Here is an 18,807-nt window from a genome sequence, read left to right on the forward strand (position 1 = left end):
GTTATGGACTTGTTATCAGCGAAGATCTCGCGCCCCCGACCCTACAGAAAAACCCTGCATCGAAGAAGGGAAAAGGTGCCCATCCATCGATCAATACGCACAAGACCAGCGTTGCAGCTGGCTCAAGGCGCAGATACAGTCCGTTGATCCTTTATCCAACGGACGGAGTGCCCCACGTGTTCCCAACCTTCCATTTGAGTCGCTACCGCCTGACTGTCCTGTCGCTGCTCGCCGCCGCGCTGACCCTCGCCGCCTGCAGCGCCCCGCCCGCTTCGTCGGCCATCAGCGCCTTGCCCGTGGCCCCGGAATTCGCCTCGGGGTATCGCACCGACCTGCACACCCAATACGCTGCCAAACACATGGCGGCAGCGGCCAACCCACTGGCAGCCGCAGCGGGACGAGAGATGTTGCGTCAGGGCGGTTCGGCAATCGACGCCGCCATCGCCATGCAAGCGGTGCTGACACTGGTTGAACCGCAATCCTCGGGGATCGGTGGCGGCGCGTTGATCGTGCTCTGGGACGGCAAGGCAGTACGCACCTATGACGGCCGCGAAACCGCACCCGCTGGCGCGACTGAAAAGCTCTTCCTGCAAGCCGACGGTAAACCCATGCCATTCCCCGATGCGCAGATTGGCGGACGCTCGGTCGCAACGCCAGGGGTGTTGCGTGCATTGGAGCTGGCCCATCAAAAGCACGGTCGTTTGCCATGGGCGAAGCTGTTCGGGCCGGCCATTGCCCTGGCGGAAAAGGGCTTTGCGATCTCGCCGCGCCTGCACACGATGATCGCTTCCGATCCGTTCCTGCCGCGCTCCCCTGACATGGCTGCGTACTTCCTGAATGCCGATGGCAGCCCGAAAGCCGTTGGCACGTTGCTGAAAAACCCGGCACTGGCCAAGGTCCTCAAACGTGTTGCCACAGAAGGCCCGAGCGCGTTGTATGAAGGTCCAATTGCTCAGGAGATCGTCGCCAAAGTTCAAGGCAATGCCAACCCCGGCAGCCTGTCGTTGAACGACCTCAACGGCTACAGCGCCAAAGAGCGTGCCCCGCTGTGCACCGACTACAAGCGCTGGCAAGTGTGCGGCATGCCGCCGCCATCGTCGGGCGGGATCGCCGTGGCGCAGATCCTCGGCACCTTGCAGGCACTCGAAAGCTACGACAGTCGCTTCACTCTGGCGCGACTGAAACCACTCAAGACCGATAAACCGGCGGGGCTCGAACCCGCGCCTGAAGCCGTGCACCTGATCGCCGAAGCCGAGCGTCTGGCGTACGCCGACCGCGCGCAGTACGTCGCCGACTCGGACTTCGTGCCGGTCCCGGTCGCCGGTCTGGTCTCCCCTGCCTACCTGACCAACCGTGCAACGTTGATCAGCGAACGCAGCATGGGCAGCGCCAAACCCGGTACGCCACCGGGCATTCAGGTGGCCTACGCCCCTGACCGCTCGCCACTGCGGATTTCCACCTCGCAAGTAGTGGCCGTCGACGATCAGGGCGGTGCCGTGTCGATGACCACCACCGTTGAAGCAGCCTTCGGCTCGCACCTGATGGTGCAGGGTTTCATGCTCAACAATCAGATGACCGACTTCTCGTTCATCCCCGAAGAAAACGGCCAACCCGTGGCCAACCGTGTCGAGCCCGGCAAGCGCCCGCGCTCATCCATGGCGCCGACGCTGATCTTTGATCGTCAGAGCGGTGAGCTGGTCGCGACACTCGGCTCGCCCGGCGGCTCGCAAATCATCGAGTACGTCGCCAAGTCAGTGGTCGGCCTGCTCGACTGGAACCTCGACCCGCAAGCCGCCATCAGCCTGCCCAACTTCGGCAGCCGCAATGGCTCGACCGAACTGGAGCAAGGCCAGTTCAGCCCGGCGCTGATTCAGGCCCTAAAGGACAAAGGGCATACGGTCAATCAAATCGACATGACCAGCGGCACCCAGGCCATCGTTCGCGTACGCGACGCACAGGGCAAAGCGGCCTGGGCCGGTGGCGCCGATCCACGGCGTGAAGGTGAAGCGCTGGGGGACTGATCGACTCTGGAAATGACCAAGGGCTTACCGCGCGGCAAGCCCTTTTTTATTGTCTGGCGCCAGCACACTGGATCGGTCGACCCCGCCAATCGGCCCATACCTTGTCCAGCCCCTCGGTATGGGCCACGCCTGGCAAGACCACCACTTCCAGGCAGTCAGCCTGCCCTAGCGCCCGACGATAACTGTCGACCAGGGCCGGCGGTACGATGGAGTCGTCAGCCCCGACCAGATGCCGTTGCCGAACATGAGCCAGGCGCGCTCGGTCATCCAAGGGTTCCTGCGAGCCGGTGAGCGGACTGAGGTTCAATCGCTCGGCCCACAACCTGGGGCTGAGATTACCGGCCAGGGTTTGCACTTGGGCAATATCGTCGCGGCGAGCCGCTAGCAACAAAGCCAACGCGGCACCGCCGGAATAACCGATCAGCTCAAAGTCCTGGTTGCCGTAGCGACTTTTGATCTGGTTCAACGCCTGATCGAGACTGTCCAGCACCTCGGGCGAAAAGCGCCGCGCGGTCCACAGTGCCGGCACACACCCTGGCGCACGGACGAACTGACAAGGACGCGCGAGGTAAAGACTCGGGGTCGGATCACTGAACGCCATCCCGGCGATCAGCAACTGCTGTGGGCTGGGGTCGAGGCTCGGCTGGGAAGCCGTCGCCCAGGCGTGGCCGTCACCTTCCAGGTAAAGACGAATCCGGCGGCTATCGGGACGCTTCAACGGAGTACTCAGCATCAGCGGAAAAGCTTGAGTAACGATTATTTCCACATGCTGACCATGCTCCGACGCCAGCGCTTCCAGAGACTGTCTGGGCGACTGGCAACCACTTAGCAAAGCGCCGAGCAACAACGCAATCTTCAAGACACCTGGTTTGCGCTTCATCTGCTCCCTCCGACATGTTCGACCAGGACAGACACCCACGCCTGCTGCCACCGAGCGCGCGATTGTAGTCGTAAATGACGGTCAATTCGTGCCGTTACCCGATAGCGAAGTGCAGGTGTATGAACGGCCACATCCAGCAATGATATTTGCGCCTGACCTATCCAGGGGCTCGGACAGCGGTCGCTATGCTTGAGTACCGGGGCATTGAGTGACATGGACAGCAAACTCGATCCGCCCGTACATCGCTATTCACCTACAGCAACTTGCCGCAGTCCCAGTATGGGACTAGGATCGTGCCATGAGAATTATCGCTATCAGTCACATGAAAGGATTCTGGGAGAAATACCCTGACTCAGAGCAGTCATTCCTGGCCTGGATTGACGAAACAAAGGACGCCAACTGGGCAAGCCCTGCGGATATCAAGGCCAATTTTGGCAGCGCCAGTATCCTCAAGAGCCGCAGGGTGGTGTTTAACATCAAGGGTAACGCCTATCGGCTTGTCGTCGCCGTGGCCTATCGCTTCGGGGCCGTATACATAAAGTTTGTCGGCACTCACCAGCAATACGACGCTATCGATGCCGATACCGTTGAAATGGAGTAACCCATGAACATTCGTCCGATTCATACCGAACAGGACTACCGTGCAGCCCTCAAGGAAGTATCTGCACTATTCGACAACGAACCAGAACCGGGCACGTCTGAAGGTGACTACTTCGACATCATGATTACCCTCATTCAGGCCTACGAAGCGAAGCAGTTCCCGGTTGACCTTCCCAACCCGATAGATGCGATCAAATTTCGCATGGAACAATCGGGCTTATCTGCTGCTGACCTGGCCCCAGCCATTGGCCGGACAAACAGAGTCTATGAAGTACTCAACGGCAAACGGGCGTTGACACTGCCCATGATCTGGAAACTCCATGAACTGTTCGGGATACCGGCAGAGAGCCTGATCAAGCCCGTCAGAAATATTTAAGCATTTCGCGTTTCGTTCGAAAAAAGCGAAACACGCAGGCTTGAGCTTTCCTCCAGGCTCCACTGATATCAGGCCGGCACATCCAGAATGATGTGCGAGGCCTTGATCACCGCCGTGGCGCTAACATTCAAGCAGCGCCTGGCCTGCAGACTCACGCACTCACATACACCCATGCCTCGATCCCGGACGCCAGCACTACGCTGACCCGCTTGTAATCCGAGACTTCATAGCTGTCAGCAGCCGCCAACTCCGCTGGCGTGATCCGGAACACCATACCGGGGATCGGCGTGCTGTCAGCACCGCCGGGACGCAGGATCGGATGGTGAGTCTTGCCGCTGGTAGCCAACACTTCAGGGTCGGTAATTTCGACCCAGGACTGCTCGTAACCGAGCATCTGATCCGCACTACCGGACAACTCGCGCCCGAAGTTGGTGAGCTGCACGACCTTGTCCTGCAGCGTTCCGTAGGAAAACAGGTAAACCTGCGTATTGCTTGAATCGGTCATCAGCGAACCTCGTCTCTAAAAGTAGCGTTTCGGATGTCTTGCTCGTTTACCGGGCGAAAACCGACAGCCATGCTGGGGACTCCTTATCCCCGTAACACCTCAACGATTCGCCACCAGATGGGCGCCGAACAGCACGTAACAACTGCCGGCAAAGCGCTCCAGCCATTGCCGTGAACGACCATAAGCGCCCGCTACCCGGTGGCTGGCAAACAGCAGCGCCACGGCGCAATACCAGCTGAAGGACAGCGTAGCCATAGTGATCACCGCCAGTGTCAGCAACATCGGCGGTGGCGAAGCCGGCATTGAAGTGGCGAAGATGGTGGCGACGAACAGCGCTGATTTCGGGTTGGTCATGTTGCCCAGAAATCCCTGGCGATAGGCCGAAAACAGCGTGCGGTATGGCTCGCTCGACCCCGCACTTGCACCGAGGCTCAGTGCCGGTTTGCGCTTGAACTGCTTCAAGCCCAGATAGATCAGGTAGCAACCACCGGCGATCTTGAATGCCAGATACAGCGTCGGTGCGGCGGTAAACAGCGACTTTATTCCCAGGCCGCCGGCCAGCCCCCACAGCACAGTGCCTGTCGCGACACCCAACGCAGCCACCACTCCGTGGCGTCGCGAGCAACTGGCGGCCAGTTGCGCGGTGGTAAAAAAGTTTGGTCCCGGAGTGACCACCGCGACGGTCCATAGCAACGCCAGCGATAACAAGGGGGCAGCATAGGTCAGGTGTTGGAGTTCCATCTGTGTATCACCTCTATGTGAGCGGTGGGAAAACCGCAGAACAACGCCCACAGGTTTTACTCGACCTTAGGCACAGCAATCAACCGGTTATCCGGCTGACAGCCAACCCGCAGCTGAGCTACCGTGTTCGTCACCGAACACCCGGACACGAAGACTCCCCATGGGCAAGCAGAAAATCCTCACCGACTGGTTCCAGCGCGCCCCCGATTCGGCCGGGCTGGAGCGTATCGAGGCATTTTTCTCGGGTCATGGTTACGACCTTCATCGTCACGACACCTATGCCATAGGCCGCACGCTGTCGGGGGTGCAAAGCTTTCAGTACCGTGGCGGCTGGCGACATAGCTTGCCGGGCGGGACCATGGTGTTGCATCCCGACGAAGTCCACGATGGCGAGGCCGGTACCGAGGACGGCTTCAAATACCGGATGCTTTACGTCGAGCCCGCACTGATCCAGCAGATGCTCGGCGGCCAGCCTTTGCCCTTTATCAAGACCGGTATTTCCACTGATCCACGCTTGTTCGCGGCGACTGAGGTCCTGTTGCAGAGTATCGATCGCCCCCTCGACCCGTTGGAGCAGCAGGATGCGCTGTTTGATCTGGCGCAGGCCATGAGCGCGGTATCGGGGGTGCCCACCCATCGTCAGAGCTTCGATTACCTCGCGGCAGAACGCGCTCGCGAGTTCATGCACAGCGCCCTCGACCAAACGGTGACCCTGGATCAACTGGCCGAACACAGCGGGCGTGATCGCTGGAGTCTGTCGCGGGACTTTCGCCTGCTGTTCGGCACCAGCCCCTATCGTTACCTGACCATGCGCCGCCTGGATCTGCTGCGCTCATTGCTGATGCAGGGTGAGTCGCTAACCAACGCCGCGCTGATCGCAGGCTTCAGCGATCAAAGCCACATGACCCGACAGTTTGGCAAAACCTACGGCCTGTCACCCGCCCACTGGATGAAAATGCACCGCCGCTGAGCCGCGCACAATCGTGCAAGAAGTGCGCTGCTGCGCAGGCTACCGTGGGCTCACAATCACCAACGGAAGCCACGTCATGCAGCCATATCAAAGCCTGAGTTTTGCCAACAAACTTGCGCAGATCAACGAGCACTGGTCGCCGCGGGTCATCGCCGAAATGAACGACTACCAGTTCAAGGTGGTGAAGCTACTGGGAGATTTCATCTGGCACGACCATCAGGACACCGACGAAACATTTATCGTCCTCGAAGGCCAACTGCGCATCGATTTTCGCGATGGTCAGGTGCTGGTGTCCCAAGGCGAAATGTACGTGGTGCCCAAGGGCGTCGACCACAAGCCGTTTGCCGAACAAGAGGTCAAACTGCTGCTGATCGAACCCAAGGGCGTGCTCAATACCGGGAGCGAAGGTGGCGAACGTACGGCGCTGAATGATCTTTGGATCTGACGAGGCTCACTCGAGCCGCGCTTAAGTCGACAGCTGATTGGCGAACTGCCCGACCGCGTTGACCACCTTTTGCGCGCCATCCTGGATCTCGACGATCACCGTGCCCGCCTCGGCGGCCAGCGCCAAACCTTGTTCGGCCTGGAGCTTGCCATCTGTCATCAGCACCACGGCATCGCGCGCCATGTCCTGGTTCTGACGCACTACACCAACAATTTCGTCGGTGGCTTTGCTGGTGCGCGAAGCCAGTTGCCGGACCTCGTCCGCCACCACTGCAAAACCTCGGCCCTGCTCACCGGCACGGGCCGCTTCGATGGCGGCGTTGAGCGCCAGCAGGTTGGTCTGTTCGGCAATGCCGCTGATGGTTTTGACGATGGTGCCGATCACCAGCGACTGTTCGTTCAGCGCCTCGATGCCTTCGCCAGCCTGCTGCATGTGCTTGGCCAGCTCACGCATCACGTCCACCGCCTGAGTGACCACGGCGGTTCCGCGTTGTGCGCAGTTGTCGGTTTGCAATGAGGTGCTGTAAGCGATGTTCGCCGCTTCGGCAACCGCTTGTTCCTGATTGACCTGATCAGTGATCACAGTGGCGAACTTGACCACTTTGTAGAGCTTTTCATTCGCGTCGTGCACCGGGTTGTAGGACGCTTCGAGCCAGACCACTCGACCATGGCTGTCGACGCGTTTGAAGCGGTCGGCCACGAACTCGCCAGCGTTCAAGCGTCGCCAGAAGTCCTGATACGCGGAGCTGTTGTACTCCTCGGGCTCACAGAACATGCGGTGATGTTTGCCTTTGATCTGCGCCAGGCTGTAACCCATACCGTTCAAGAACCGCTCATTGGCCGTCAGCACATTACCGTTGAGGTCGAACTCGATGACGGCTGTCGAACGAACCAACGCCCCGATCAGGTTCTCGTGTTCACGTGACGCCTCAATGGTTCGGGTCAGGTCACTGGAGTAAATCGAAAAGTGTCTTATCCGGCCATCCGAGCTACGAACCGGCTGGGCAATAGAGCGCAACCACGCTTCCTCGCCATTGCCTCTGAGCAAGCGCACAGCGCCCGCGAAGTGCTCGCCACGGGTCAGGGCATTCTTGAAGCGCTGGTGAAATTCATCGGTCTTGACGTGGGCCGGAACGATCTCTTCGATGTGCCGACCAATCAGGTCATTGCCCTTGTAGAGCATTTCCTGGGCGAAATTCTGGTTAATCGATTGCACCCGCCCATCAGGGTCCAGGGTTAGCACGAGCATCTCGCTTTCCAGGCTTTCCTTCACTTGTTGAAGGCTGGAGAGTTCCTCACGAAGAGCCGACAGCTCCTGCTTCAAGCGTTTATTGAACATTACGATGCACCGATGGGCAGGGTTGAGAGCGTCCTTCAGATTTACCATCGGCCTTACGCAGTGTTTCTGAAGAGCATTGCCGGGTTGTCCGACAAAAATAGTTGGCACCTGGCCAGCATGCACGCCGCAACGCCTCAAAAACGGCGTTTTGAAGGACGATTCAACGCGCTATAGTCGGCCGTGCACAATCACCACCCATAGGAGAATCGAGGCATGGATCAGTCACGCAAAGCGCTATTTGAAGACATGGCACAGCAATTGGGACAGCGCTTCGACGGTGAAATGCGCATTGGCGGCAACTACGTGCCTGCGGTGCAAAACGGCGATGAGGTGTACGTCAGCGGACAGATTCCACGCATTGAAAATACGGTAATGGTGGTGGGCCGGATCGGTGCCGAAGTGTCGTTGGATCAAGGCCGGTATGCCGCGCAGATCTGCACGATGCGCGCATTGGCGATCCTCATGCAGTTGCTCGGCGACCTAGAACGTATCAAGAAGATCTTGCGCATTAACGTCTACGTGCAAAGCGCCGCCGACTTCACGCAACAAAGTGAAGTCGCCGACGGTGCGTCGGAGGTGCTTTACCGGATTTTTGCCGAAGCCGGTGTTCACACACGGACCTCGGTAGGCGTGTACCAGTTGCCGAAAAACGCCTCGGTCGAAGTCGACATGATCGTCGCGCTTGAGCCTGAACCAGCACCGTTTGAGGAAGATGAACCCTACGATTGAAGTGCCTCAGGGACTGCAGGCCATGCCAGCCGCATGATCGACCCGCGGCAGGCGCGAACCGAAGTAGAGCGCTGCGCCAATCCCGACCGCCCCCATCACCGCGCAGAACATCACACAGATCCATGGGCTCCACGGCATCAGGCCAATCAGCAGCAACGGCGTGATACTGGCCCAAATGGCGTAGGCAATGTTGTAGGTAAAGGAAATACCCGAGACGCGAATCCGCGCCGGGAACAGGTTGACCATCACCGACGGCACCGCACCGACCACCCCGCAACCCAGACCGGCAATGGCATAGGCCAGGCCAATCCAGTGTGCTCCGCCAATCAGGCTGGCGTAGAGCACGCCAATCCCCAACGGTAGCAGCAGGCTGTAGAGCATCACTGTGCGCCAGGCACCGATGCGGTCGACGATCAATCCGGCGATCACGCAGCCGACGTTCAGAAACACGATGCCCAGACTGCTCAGGGCGAAAGTATGACTGGCGGTCATGCCAAAGGTTTTCTGCATCATGGTCGGGGTGATAACGACGAAGGTCACCACCGCCGAGGTCAGCACGCAGGTGAGAAGCACTGCCGGCAGCATTGCCAGCCGATGCTCACGCAACACTGTGCGCAGCGGCAGCTCGACATGCCGTTCGCGACTCGCCTGCATGGCCATGAACACCGGGGTTTCATTCAGCCAACGACGCAACCAGACGCCAATCACCCCGAACACGCCACCTAACAGAAACGGGTAACGCCAGGCGTAATCGAGGATCTCCGTCGGGGTGTAGACCCGCGCCAGCAAGGTCGCCGTCAATGCACCGATCAAGTAACCAAAGGTCAGCCCGGCTTGCAGGAAGCCCAAGGCATAACCCCGGTGCGCGGCCGGTGCGTGCTCGGCCACGAACACCCAGGCGCTTGGCACTTCACCGCCCACCGCCGCGCCTTGTAACACTCGCAGGAGCAACAACAGCAACGGTGCGAAATAGCCGATCTGGGCGTAGGTCGGCATGATTCCGATCAGCAGGCACGGCAACGCCATCATCAGGATGCTCAGACTGAAGACCTTCTTGCGCCCCAGCCGATCTGCGAAGTGCGCCATCAGAATCCCGCCCAGCGGCCGCGCCAGGTAACCGGTGACAAAAATCCCGAAACTTTGCAGCAAACGCAGCCACTCGGGCATTTCCGGAGGAAAGAACAGTTGGCTGAGGGTCAGGGCGAAAAATACGAAGATGATGAAGTCGTAGATTTCCAGCGCCCCGCCGAGCGCCGCCAGGCCCAGGGTCTTGTAGTCAGACCGGGAGAACGGTGCCGGTCGTGCATCAAGGATGGCAGTCATAAAAAATGCTCTGAAATGGGCAAAAAACACACGGCGCCCATGGTCTACGCAAAAACGCGTTCGAACAACCCGTTAGACCATAGTCCCAAGTGTGCAAAACAGCACCGCAAAAACATCTTGATTGATTTACTGTTTATGTCTGACCGCAAGGGCCTGCGCGGCCCGGCTCGCACCACAATAAACATAAAAATCGAGGTACTCCCGTGGCCGCCGCAATCGAAGATAGCCGCTCCGCCCGCTTTGCCCTGCACTGCTCGAACTTTGCCGAACGCTGGTTTCCCGACTCCTGGGTGTTTGCCGCGCTCGCGGTCATTATCGTTGCCGTGGCCACCATGATCATGGGCGCCAAGCCCACCGATGCCGCGATGGCCTTCGGTGACGGCTTCTGGAGCCTGATCCCGTTCACCATGCAAATGGCCTTCGTGGTGATCGGCGGCTATGTGGTCGCCAGCTCGCCACCGGCGGTGAAACTGATCGACCGCCTGGCGCGCATCCCGAAAAACGGTCGCTCGGCCGTGGCCTGGGTCGCCCTGATTTCCATGGTCGCGTCATTGCTCAACTGGGGGCTGTCGCTGGTGTTTGGCGGTTTGCTGGTACGTGCATTGGCGCGTCGTACCGATTTACACATGGATTACCGCGCCGCCGGTGCCGCCGCTTACCTTGGGCTTGGCGCAGTCTGGGCGCTGGGGCTGTCTTCGTCGGCAGCGCAGTTGCAGGCCAACCCGGCCAGTTTGCCGCCGTCGATCCTGTCGATCACCGGAATGATTCCATTCACCCAAACGATTTTCCTCTGGCAGTCCGGTGTGCTCTTGCTGGCGCTGATCGTGGTCTCGTTGATCATCGCCTATGCCACCGCCCCCGGCCCGAACTCCGCCCGTGACGCCAAGGCCTGCGGCATCGACCCAAGCTTCAGCCTACCGGCACCACAACCACGCACTCGCCCTGGTGAATGGCTGGAGTACAGTCCGATATTGACCATTTTGCTGGTACTGCTGGCGGCCGGATGGCTATTTCACGAGTTCTCGACCAAACCTGCAATCAGCGCGATCTCGGGCCTGAACACCTACAACTTCCTGTTCCTGATGCTTGGCGCACTGCTGCACTGGCGCCCGCGCAGCTTCCTGGATGCGGTGGCCCGTGCGGTGCCGACCACCACGGGTGTGATGATCCAGTTCCCGCTGTACGGTTCCATCGCCGCGCTGATGACCGTGGTCAAAGGCACCGACGGCCAGACCCTGGCGCACCACATCTCGACCTTCTTCGTCAGCATTGCTTCCCACGACACCTATGCCCTGCTGATGGGCGTGTACTCGGCGATCCTCGGTTTCTTCATTCCGTCCGGCGGCGGTAAATGGATTATCGAAGCGCCGTACGTGATGCAAGTCGCCAACGACCTTAAATACCACTTGGGCTGGGCCGTACAGATCTACAACGCCGCCGAAGCCCTGCCCAACCTGATCAACCCGTTCTATATGCTGCCGCTGCTCGGCGTGCTCGGCTTGAAGGCGCGGGACCTGATCGGGTTCTCGTTCGTGCAACTGCTGGTGCACACGCCTCTGGTGCTGTTTCTGCTGTGGGCGCTGGGAACGACGCTGGCTTATGTGGCGCCAGTGATGCCGTAACTGAACACAGTCGCGCCTGCCACAATCGGGTAGGTGCGGTTGTCACGCAGATACGTCAGGCAAACATTTCAACAGCTCCGGCAACGCTGCCTGAACCGTGTCCCACACAACCTCAAGGTTGATATCAAAGTAGCCGTGGGCGATTCGGTTGCGCATGCCTCGCATGCTGCGCCATGGCACTTGGGGGTGTGTCGCGGTGAATTCGGGGTAACCATCCATGATTTTGGTGGCGGCCTCACCAATAATGATGAGGCTCATGATGACGGCTTGCTGAGTGCGTTTGTCGTCGAAGAACTCCTCTTTAATCAGGCCCTCGACAAAGATCAGTGCATCGCCAGCGGCCTGACGCATATGGTCGAGGTAGTCATCGAGGCGATTCTCGTTCATACGGGGAGCGCCTGAGCCAACACCTGCTCACGAAACTTTGCCGGTAGATCTCCAGGCGTCAGCAGATCAACGGAAACTCCGAGTAAATCCTCCAGTTCGACCTGCAAGCCACCAAGATCAAACAGCGTTGCCCCCGGTAGCGCATCCACCAATAAATCCAGATCACTGCCGTCCTCGTCAGTGCCACGTAGCACCGAGCCGAAAACACGTGGGTTGGTGGTATGAAAGCGCCCCACTACTTCACGCACGGCGGCGCGTTTGAGGTCCAGAGCGGCTGACGGTTTCATGCAGTACCCTCTCGATTCACAGCAATATGGCGCCAGTCTAGCAGCGCTGGCAAAGACTTAACGCTAACATTACTGGTCACGAAATATTCGCTGACATGCGGCCGCGAACGCCTTGAAGCACTCAAGCAGTTGCGGAGCTCCCCTCCAATACTTTTGCCCCAATCTACGAGTAAACCACCCGGTAGCATTTTCGTCATATTCGGTTGCTACCGTCCGCACGAAATACTTTGTAACCAATTAATGCCTTAAAGATCCAGGAATCAGGATGAACGACGACAAAGAAGGAAACGGCACACCACCTTCCACCGACAGCCCCACCGACACCAGCCGTCGGCGCTTTCTGGGGGGCGTCGCAGTCCTCGGCGTCGGCGCAACGCTGAGCGCGTGCGGCAACACTGGCGACACGCCGGGCAAGCCGGAAGAGCGGCCGCTGTCGCCTGCCGAGCTGGACAAGGTGTTGCGCGATCAGGTGAAAAACGTGGTGGTGATCTTCGCCGAGAACCGCAGTTTCAATAACCTGTTCGGCGACTTCCCAGGCCTTGAAAAGCCGTTGTCAGCGCTCAAGCCTGAGGATTATCAACAGCGCGACCGGGATGGCAGCCTGCTGGAAATCTTGCCGCCGGCATGGGGTGGCGTGTTGCAGATCGGTCCGCAAACCCTCGATGGCGTGACCTATCCGAACGAAACCCAATTTCAGGAGCACTTGCCCAACGCCCCCTATGCCCTCAAAGGCCCGAATGGCGAAGACTTGCCGTTTGGCCTGGTGACGCGGGATCTGTGGCATGTGTTCTATCAGAACCAGATGCAGATCAACGGCGGCAAGAACGACCGTTTTGTCGCCTGGGCCGACTCGGGCGGCTTGACCATGGGGCATTACGCCCAAAGCCGTTATTCCCTGCGTCTATGGGATGTGGCTCGGGAGTTCGTGCTGTGCGACAACTTCTTCCAGGGTGCGTTCGGCGGCTCGTTTCTCAACCATCAATACCTGATCAGTGCCGCTGTGCCGTTTTACCCGGATGCCGTCAACTCGGTGGCCAAGGCGCAAATCGCTTCACTGCAAAGCGATGACCCGCTCGACACGCGCCTCAAGCCACTGGAGAAATCCCCGGCCAGCGCCATGACCGGTCCACCGCAGTTCGGCCCCAGCGCCCTGACCCCGGATGGTTATGCGGTCAACACCATGGCCCCGCCTTATTGGCCGACCTGGATCCGCGACCCGGAACGCCCGGAATATGCCAAAGCCGATCTACCCAGTGTGCTGGTGCCGCAAACTCACGAACACATCGGCGACAAGCTGTCGAAGAAGAACATCGACTGGGCCTGGTACGCCGGCGCCTGGCAGGCGACGCTGGAGCAGTTCAAGGACTCGGGGGGCATTCCGAAGATCCCCAATTTCCAGTATCACCATCAGCCGTTCAACTACTTCAAGCAACTGGGCCCGGAAAACCCGGCCGAACGCAGTAAACACCTGCGCGATGGCGGTCTGGGTGACGAGTCGAGCACCAACCGGTTTTTTGCCGATGCCGAAGCCGGGAAGTTACCGGCGGTGAGCTTCTACAAACCCCAGGGCAACCTGAACATGCACGCCGGTTACGCCGATGTGGCGTCCGGCGACCGGCATATTGTCCGAGCGCTGAAAGTACTGCGCGAAAGCCCGCAGTGGAAAAACATGGTGGTGGTGGTCACGGTCGACGAAAACGGCGGCTGGTGGGACCACGTCGCGCCGCCGCAAGGTGATCGCTGGGGCCCCGGCACACGGGTACCGGCGCTGGTGGTGTCGCCATTCGCGCGTAAAGGTACGGTGGATCACACGGTGTACGACACCGCGTCGATCCTGCGGCTGATCACCCGGGTGTTCCAGCTTGAGACGCTCGACGGGATCAAGCAGCGTGATACCGCAATGATTGCCCGGGGTCAGAAGCCGATGGGCGATTTGAGCAATACGCTGCATTTTCCTGGCTGATTGCTGTTCTGTCTTGCGATCTTTTCGCGTGGGTACTAGACCTATCAACGCAAGTGGTTTCAGTATGTAACCGCCCTCGCTTTCGAGGACCCACGCTGAAAAGGATCTGAGCATGTTCAAACTCGCAGGATTGAGCCTCACCCTCGCCGCCCTTACCTTGAGTGCTACCGCCCACGCCGATACCGATCTGAAACTGGGCAGTACCGAACGGGTAACTCAGCTGTTTGCCTACCCCAACAACTGCAACGTGATTTGCTATCGCAACTGGACGCTGGAGCAAACGGTCGAGCACTACCTGACTCAAAGTGTTCAACGAGATGGCTACACCACGGCAAAAGTCCAGGTAAAAACCGATAACAATCAACTCTACGCAAACATCAGCGGCGTGCCAAAGGACTACGCAAAACCGTTGACTGCATTGCTCGATGCCGGGGATCTGGCCCACGCCGGCGCCAACAAGCTGAATGCTGACGGCAAGTGGGCGTACAGCTGGTACCTGTTCCTGCCCTTGGGCATGGCGCTGGAAAACCGCAAAAGCGTCGAGCTGCTGCATTTTCCACCGGACTATTCGCTGACCCAGGCCCAGGACTACCTGGAATCGAAGACCACCGACCGCTGGGCCACGCTACTGACTGCCAACGGTATCGCCGCCGGACAAACACCGGCCTACCAGACCATCATCGACATCGCGCCGATTGCCGCCCCGTCCACCGCCGGCAAGGACCTTGAAGGCGTCTACGGCTACTTCAAGGACTACCAGACCACCTTGGTCAAGCAATTCAGCCAGACCGCCAGCGGCGTGACCTTGCCAATGGTCGCGTTCGGTGCACCGGTGCGTAACTGGGTCAAGGAGCAGTATGGGCAGAGCGTGGCCGTGTTAGGGCTGGCACAAATCATCCCGACCCCGGGTGTGAAAGTGCCAGTGCTGGGTTCCAACCACCCAAGTTACATCTGGTATGCGGCCGACCCGGCGAACTATAACGACGATCAGGCCAAGGCCGATGCCGTGGGTTTGAAGGTGATGGGCCAGGACTTGAGTGCGGCTTGCTGGCAAGCGGGGATGGGCAGCAAACCCGCCAGTGACCCGAGTACACAACTCAACACCTGCACGCAAACCTGGCAAGTGGCCCAGAAAGAGAAAACCTGCGAGTTGTTCTACACCTCGATCCGCAATCTGACGCCCGAGCAAGCTGCAGCCAAGTGTTCGGCCCCGGACATCAAACCCCAACTCGACCAGTTGAAAGTGCCTGCACCCGCGCTGGCCGCATCGCACCTGTAATCCTGCGGGCACACCTGCTGCGTAAGCATTCGCTGACGCAGCAGGCAGCCTCTATCGCCTGTCAGATCTGACAGTAGACCCTTTGTTTCATTTGCGAGACTCTTTAAGCGTACCCATGTGCTGCAGGGCTGGCAGGATCGCCAGCCTCCGGTGGTCGCAGCGCCCAATGAACAAGGATCGTCATGAAACCCCAGGCCAGGGACAAGGCAGCTACGCTGTCGAGCAGCTGCATTTACCCGAACAAACAACTCAGGGCCCGCCAGGGCTACCCCTCCAGAGCTCACTTCACGGTTATCCAGACGGACGATGGACGCGGCGCGGCAATCACGGCACAGCGCAATTACCTGCGCATCAGTCGTATCTGTCGGGTATCGGGACTGCTGATCCATACCCGCCGTTTGCATACCCTGCAACTGGCGCCGGGTATCCACGTCTACGACCCGTTTTTTTCCGGACTACTGCTGCATTCCTGCGACCCGAACGTCTTTCTCGACATGAGCGAACTGTGGTTATGGGCGCTGAAGGACATCGCACCCGGCACAGTGCTGTGCATGGACTACGCCAGCACTGAAGAGAAGCTGACGCGTCAGTTCGCCTGTCAGTGCGGCTCGCCCGATTGCCGTGGCTGGATCACCGGCTACGATGATCCGCCAAACGCCGAAGGCCAGAAGCTCTTGCAACACTGGCATCGACATAGCCCCTGATAAACGGAGGCTCAGCGCCGTTTACAAGGCACCGACCGGACGCAAACGGTATTGCGGCGGCAGTTGCTCGAAACCGCTGATGGTCGCGTTCAGGCTCTTCCAGCGACCGTCCTTGATCCCGTAGATGCAACCATGGACCGACAGGCTCTGCCCACGGTGCCAGGCATTTTGCACAATGCTGGTATGACCGACATTGGCCACTTGCTGGATCACGTTGAGTTCGCAGAGACGGTCGACCCGCTCTTCTTCAGTCGGCAATTGGCCAAGCTCTTCGCGGTGTTCGTAATAAAGATCGCGAATCGAGCGCAGCCAGCCGTCGATCAGGCCCAACTGGCGGTCCTGCATCGAGGCGCGCACGCCGCCGCAACCGTAATGGCCGGTGACCAGGATGTGTTTGACCTTCAGCACATCCACCGCGTACTGAATCACTGACAGGCAGTTAAGGTCTGTGTGCAGCACCACGTTGGCAACGTTACGGTGTACGAACAAGTCACCAGGCAACATGCCGACGATTTCGTTGGCCGGTACGCGCGCGTCGGAGCAACCGATCCACAGGTATTCCGGCGTCTGTTGGCGGGCCAGCTTGGCGAAGAAGTCAGGATCTTCCTGCTTGATCGCATCGGCCCAACGCGCGTTGTTATCAATCAGATCTTGTAATTCGTTCATGCTCTGAAGCCTCAAGAATGGTGCGTTGCTTTGACAGACAACCGTCCGTCTGGGTCACGCCGGTGTTGCAGGTAGCCGAACGTAAAATGCCTTGGAATCTTTAAGGGTAACGCCTGTCCACCCTATAAGGCCCCACATTATGAGGATTTTCCATGACTGATTCACGACGTCCTTACGGCGCGGTCCAACCCGAGCCTATCGACGACAACGAAGACCGCATGGGTTCGATGCGCGAACTGGATTTCGATGAGGAAGAACCCAGCGAAACAATCGGTGGCCTGACTCGCGAGCACGAGCGTGAGCAACGAATGCCCACAGAGCGCGTACGTGAAGCGAGTATGACCGGGGACTCGGCCGATGACGACGAGTCCACCGATGACGACATGAGCCCCGGAAACCTGATCCGTGAAGATGGCGCCCGTGACGCCCACGAGGCCGGAGAAGGCGAACAGGCTGATTGGGACTTGAGCATTGTCGATGAGGACGAGATCGGCGGCGGCAACGGGCTGGATGAGGCTGAAATGGCGGAGCGCGATCCGGTTGATGGCAATCGTTGAACCTGTGGCGAGGGAGCTTGCTCGCGTTGGGTCGAGAATCGGCCCTGAAATCACCAACGCGATTTATCAGAAAGAGCGCGTTAGCCGATTTTACGACTGCTTCGCCCGAGCGCGGACCGGCCGGCCGGCCGGCGGGAGCAAGCTCCCTCGCCACAATGGTTATGTATCAATCCACCAACGTGCAGGCCATCACCACCGCATCTTCACGCCCACCGACCGCCGGGTAGTAATCGCGACGGCGACCGACTTCATTGAAACCATAACGCTCATACAGACGGAATGCCGCCTGATTGCTGTCGCGCACTTCCAGGAAACATTCCCGGGCTTTGGCTTCATAGGCACGGGACATCAAGTGCTCAAGCAGCCTCAAACCCAGCCCACGCCCCTGATTTTCCGGTTTGACCGTGATGTTCAGCAGATGCGCCTCATCAAGGATGATCTGCACCACACCGTGGCCAACCTGTTGCTGACCTTCGAACATCAGCCAGATCTGGTACTTGCCCAGACCATCTAGAAAAATCCCACGGGTCCAGGGATGGCTGAACGCCGCGTATTCGATTTTCAGTACAGCGTCCAAATCCGCTTCGGTCATCGGGCGGAACGATACAGCATCACTCATTCGATTCTTTCCAACGCGCCATCAGCCGACGCATGGCTTGCCAGGCATCAGCCTTACGCTGTGGCTCTTCCATTAATAATTCCAGGCCGGGCAGCGCCCAGACCGACCCCAGGCCTTCGACCTGAAGCTCACGATTGTAAGATTCAGCGTTCGCCTCACCGGCAAAACGCACCGCCGGCAGGCCGATCAACCACAGGCATACACAAGGCGCGTCTTCCAGGCGAGCCGAAAGGAACCCTTGAACGAAATCGCGGGCAGCTTCCGGGCCCTGATCCATCGTTCCGCGTACCAGCAGCGGCCAGCGGACCGGTTCGCCGACAATTTGCGGGCTGTCCGGGAGACCGGCGGCGCGCAGCATGTCCTTGAGCAGCAAGTAGGCCGGATCGCGAGTCTGGAACGCACCGCCTGTGGGTAACTCCACCAGCAGCAGGCAACGGCCGGCACGCAGCAATTGCAGGGCAAAACGCGGCGGTGGCACTTGCGGCGCCTTGGTCACGACCGGTGCGTCTTCGGCGTCCTCGACCGGCTTGCTCGCCGGGCGCGCGACCGAAGGCGTTGGGCGCGGCACTTCGACCTTGACCCGCTCGGCCGGCTTGGCCACAGGCTCTGCGGCAGCTTTCGCGACCTGAGCGGGCACAATCGGCGTCTCGACCAACGGCTCTGGCGCTTCCAGCAGCTCGGGCCGCGACGGCGCGGCAAAGGGCAATTCGGTGCGCGGCAGCCAGTTGACCACCTGCATGGCAGTCAAATAGGCGCGGCGACGGGACTCGATAAGCAAAGGTCGGCCACTTGTGG

General features: G+C 59.5%; 21 protein-coding genes. 11 read left to right on the forward strand and 10 right to left on the reverse strand.

Annotated elements, in window-relative coordinates; all coding sequences use genetic code 11:
* Positions 1 to 176 precede the first annotated feature (176 nt).
* Entirely contained in the window at positions 177 to 2,021 is a 1,845-nt protein-coding gene (gene ggt / locus KRR23_RS03325; RefSeq protein WP_216741304.1) for a gamma-glutamyltransferase, read from the forward strand.
* A 46-nt stretch (positions 2,022 to 2,067) separates the two neighbouring features.
* On the opposite strand, the gene KRR23_RS03330 is transcribed toward ggt, so the two are convergent.
* Positions 2,068 to 2,901 (reverse strand): alpha/beta hydrolase, encoded by an 834-nt coding sequence (locus KRR23_RS03330; protein ID WP_216741305.1) that lies wholly within the window; start codon positions 2,899 to 2,901, stop codon positions 2,068 to 2,070.
* Positions 2,902 to 3,199: 298 nt separating this feature from the next.
* Between KRR23_RS03330 and KRR23_RS03335 the strand changes: the two genes are divergently transcribed.
* The gene (locus KRR23_RS03335; protein ID WP_054595600.1) at positions 3,200 to 3,502 is read left to right on the forward strand and encodes a type II toxin-antitoxin system HigB family toxin; all 303 of its coding nucleotides are present in this window, start codon (positions 3,200 to 3,202) and stop codon (positions 3,500 to 3,502) included.
* 3 nt (positions 3,503 to 3,505) lie between these two features.
* A complete protein-coding gene (locus tag KRR23_RS03340) occupies positions 3,506 to 3,877 on the forward strand; it encodes a type II toxin-antitoxin system HigA family antitoxin (RefSeq protein WP_216741306.1) in 372 nt (123 codons plus the stop codon).
* 151 nt (positions 3,878 to 4,028) lie between these two features.
* On the opposite strand, the gene KRR23_RS03345 is transcribed toward KRR23_RS03340, so the two are convergent.
* Both KRR23_RS03345 and KRR23_RS03350 read right to left on the reverse strand, forming a co-directional pair.
* Positions 4,029 to 4,382: a gamma-glutamylcyclotransferase family protein gene (locus tag KRR23_RS03345; RefSeq protein ID WP_216741307.1), complete on the reverse strand. Its 354-nt coding sequence runs from the start codon at positions 4,380 to 4,382 to the stop codon at positions 4,029 to 4,031.
* 99 nt (positions 4,383 to 4,481) lie between these two features.
* Positions 4,482 to 5,123, reverse strand: a complete 642-nt coding sequence (locus tag KRR23_RS03350) for a LysE family transporter (RefSeq protein ID WP_103318408.1) — start codon at positions 5,121 to 5,123, stop codon at positions 4,482 to 4,484.
* Between the two features lie 160 nt (positions 5,124 to 5,283).
* Between KRR23_RS03350 and KRR23_RS03355 the strand changes: the two genes are divergently transcribed.
* Positions 5,284 to 6,093 (forward strand): AraC family transcriptional regulator, encoded by an 810-nt coding sequence (locus KRR23_RS03355; protein ID WP_216741308.1) that lies wholly within the window; start codon positions 5,284 to 5,286, stop codon positions 6,091 to 6,093.
* A 76-nt stretch (positions 6,094 to 6,169) separates the two neighbouring features.
* The gene (locus KRR23_RS03360; RefSeq protein WP_216741309.1) at positions 6,170 to 6,538 is read left to right on the forward strand and encodes a cupin domain-containing protein; all 369 of its coding nucleotides are present in this window, start codon (positions 6,170 to 6,172) and stop codon (positions 6,536 to 6,538) included.
* A gap of 21 nt (positions 6,539 to 6,559) precedes the next feature.
* Here the strand turns inward: KRR23_RS03360 and KRR23_RS29270 are convergent, their stop codons facing one another.
* Complete coding sequence (locus KRR23_RS29270; RefSeq protein WP_216741310.1) at positions 6,560 to 7,876, reverse strand: PAS domain-containing methyl-accepting chemotaxis protein; 1,317 nt, start codon at positions 7,874 to 7,876, stop codon at positions 6,560 to 6,562.
* A 213-nt stretch (positions 7,877 to 8,089) separates the two neighbouring features.
* Here KRR23_RS29270 and KRR23_RS03370 point away from each other — a divergent pair, with 213 nt between their 5' ends.
* Complete coding sequence (locus tag KRR23_RS03370) at positions 8,090 to 8,605, forward strand: RidA family protein (RefSeq protein WP_216741311.1); 516 nt, start codon at positions 8,090 to 8,092, stop codon at positions 8,603 to 8,605.
* Positions 8,606 to 8,611: 6 nt separating this feature from the next.
* Here KRR23_RS03370 and KRR23_RS03375 read toward each other — a convergent pair whose 3' ends face one another.
* Positions 8,612 to 9,928 carry an MFS transporter gene (locus tag KRR23_RS03375; protein ID WP_216741312.1) on the reverse strand — a complete coding sequence of 439 codons (1,317 nt, stop codon included), beginning with the start codon at positions 9,926 to 9,928 and terminating at the stop codon, positions 8,612 to 8,614.
* Between the two features lie 203 nt (positions 9,929 to 10,131).
* Here KRR23_RS03375 and KRR23_RS03380 point away from each other — a divergent pair, with 203 nt between their 5' ends.
* On the forward strand, positions 10,132 to 11,550 hold the full coding sequence (locus tag KRR23_RS03380) for a TIGR00366 family protein (RefSeq protein WP_216741313.1): 1,419 nt from the start codon (positions 10,132 to 10,134) through the stop codon (positions 11,548 to 11,550).
* Between the two features lie 42 nt (positions 11,551 to 11,592).
* On the opposite strand, the gene KRR23_RS03385 is transcribed toward KRR23_RS03380, so the two are convergent.
* Entirely contained in the window at positions 11,593 to 11,937 is a 345-nt protein-coding gene (locus KRR23_RS03385; RefSeq protein ID WP_216741314.1) for a DUF86 domain-containing protein, read from the reverse strand.
* Entirely contained in the window at positions 11,934 to 12,224 is a 291-nt protein-coding gene (locus KRR23_RS03390) for a nucleotidyltransferase family protein (protein ID WP_103318394.1), read from the reverse strand. The genes KRR23_RS03385 and KRR23_RS03390 overlap by 4 nt, the downstream gene beginning before the upstream one ends.
* A gap of 265 nt (positions 12,225 to 12,489) precedes the next feature.
* Between KRR23_RS03390 and KRR23_RS03395 the strand changes: the two genes are divergently transcribed.
* The 3 genes from KRR23_RS03395 (at position 12,490) to KRR23_RS03405 (ending at position 16,170) form a co-directional block, all read left to right on the forward strand.
* Positions 12,490 to 14,187: an acid phosphatase gene (locus KRR23_RS03395; RefSeq protein ID WP_216741315.1), complete on the forward strand. Its 1,698-nt coding sequence runs from the start codon at positions 12,490 to 12,492 to the stop codon at positions 14,185 to 14,187.
* Positions 14,188 to 14,299: 112 nt separating this feature from the next.
* Entirely contained in the window at positions 14,300 to 15,466 is a 1,167-nt protein-coding gene (locus tag KRR23_RS03400) for a hypothetical protein (RefSeq protein ID WP_216741316.1), read from the forward strand.
* A 182-nt stretch (positions 15,467 to 15,648) separates the two neighbouring features.
* Positions 15,649 to 16,170 (forward strand): lysine methyltransferase, encoded by a 522-nt coding sequence (locus tag KRR23_RS03405; RefSeq protein ID WP_216741317.1) that lies wholly within the window; start codon positions 15,649 to 15,651, stop codon positions 16,168 to 16,170.
* A gap of 21 nt (positions 16,171 to 16,191) precedes the next feature.
* Here KRR23_RS03405 and can read toward each other — a convergent pair whose 3' ends face one another.
* Positions 16,192 to 16,836 carry a carbonate dehydratase gene (gene can / locus KRR23_RS03410; RefSeq protein WP_054595587.1) on the reverse strand — a complete coding sequence of 215 codons (645 nt, stop codon included), beginning with the start codon at positions 16,834 to 16,836 and terminating at the stop codon, positions 16,192 to 16,194.
* A gap of 152 nt (positions 16,837 to 16,988) precedes the next feature.
* On the opposite strand from can, the gene KRR23_RS03415 reads away from it, so the two are divergent.
* The gene (locus tag KRR23_RS03415) at positions 16,989 to 17,393 is read left to right on the forward strand and encodes a serine kinase/phosphatase (RefSeq protein WP_216741318.1); all 405 of its coding nucleotides are present in this window, start codon (positions 16,989 to 16,991) and stop codon (positions 17,391 to 17,393) included.
* 166 nt (positions 17,394 to 17,559) lie between these two features.
* Here the strand turns inward: KRR23_RS03415 and rimI are convergent, their stop codons facing one another.
* Positions 17,560 to 18,012 carry a ribosomal protein S18-alanine N-acetyltransferase gene (rimI, locus tag KRR23_RS03420; protein WP_054595585.1) on the reverse strand — a complete coding sequence of 151 codons (453 nt, stop codon included), beginning with the start codon at positions 18,010 to 18,012 and terminating at the stop codon, positions 17,560 to 17,562.
* Positions 18,005 to 18,751: an energy transducer TonB gene (locus KRR23_RS03425; RefSeq protein ID WP_216741356.1), complete on the reverse strand. Its 747-nt coding sequence runs from the start codon at positions 18,749 to 18,751 to the stop codon at positions 18,005 to 18,007. Before KRR23_RS03425 ends, rimI begins: the two co-directional genes overlap by 8 nt.
* Between the last annotated feature and the right edge of the window lie 56 nt (positions 18,752 to 18,807).

Source organism: Pseudomonas sp. CVAP#3, assembly GCF_018986375.1.
GTDB classification, from domain to species: Bacteria; Pseudomonadota; Gammaproteobacteria; order Pseudomonadales; family Pseudomonadaceae; genus Aquipseudomonas; species Aquipseudomonas helvetica.